Origin of the sequence: uncultured Mucilaginibacter sp. (assembly GCF_937859865.1) — a bacterium.
GTDB lineage: Bacteria > Bacteroidota > Bacteroidia > Sphingobacteriales > Sphingobacteriaceae > Mucilaginibacter_A.
The window spans coordinates 1-945 of record NZ_CALMAT010000164.1; the positions used below are offsets into that span (position 1 = coordinate 1).

The 945-nt window shown below is 43.0% G+C and carries 1 pseudogene (only partly in view); it reads right to left on the reverse strand.

Annotation, left to right across the window (positions count from 1 at the left end):
- Positions 1-945: pseudogene (locus Q0192_RS17475) on the reverse strand (TonB-dependent receptor); its annotated part runs 1,053 nt beyond the window's last position; the annotation flags it as partial.

Sequence of the window (945 nt, forward strand, 5' to 3'; positions counted from 1 at the left end):
CGTCTACAGCGCCCGGCCCTAAGCCACCGTTAAAAAAGTAATCTTCGTAAGAAATCCCTACATTGTTCGGAATCGTTTTTCCATCAGCAGTAAGTATTGGTTTTAACGTATTCACATTGCCCAAAACGCCTGGTGAAACAATCTGAAACTCGCGGTTTTCGGTATCTTTGGTTACACCGCGCGAAAGCATCTGCCCAACCGTGTTTGAATATAATTGCCCGCCCTGCTTCCAATCAAACAAAACACTTAAAGAAAAATTACGGTAAGTAAAGTTGTTGGTAATGCCCAAAATAAAATTAGGGTTTGGGTTGCCGATGGGTTGCAACGCGCCAGACACCAAAGGCTTGCCGGTGTTTGGATCAATCAAAATATCACCGGCACTATCTCGCGCATAAGCATTCCCATAAATTAAACCGTAAGGCTGGCCAACAATATGCACACTGCTGGTCCCGTTCGGGCCGCCGTAAACAAACTGTTTGTAGCCGCCCAAATCATTAATAATATTTCGGTTTCGGGTAAAAACAGAAGATATATCCCAGTTAAAACCATGCGGCGTACGGATTGGCGAAAGGTTTATGGCCATTTCAATTCCCGTATTGGTTGCTTTTCCCAAGTTCAATATTTGTGAAGTATAACCGGAAGACGGCGCGGCCGTTACTTCAAAAATTTGCGATGTACTCTTTTTATTGTAATAAGTAAAATCAATGCCGATGCGGTTATCAAAAAACTGCAGTTCTGTTCCAAGTTCTAATTCCGTAATAAACTCCGGCTTTAAATTGGCGTTCGTTAACAAGTTAGCTTGTGTAACCGAGTTAAAAGTTCCGTTGGTGGAAGTAAAAGGCGAACCGATAGAACCAACTCCGGAAGTTGCGCCCAAAGGCGAATTGATGAGATAAAATTCTGCTGTTTGATAAGGTGTTGCTTCGTTTCCAACACGGGTATAAC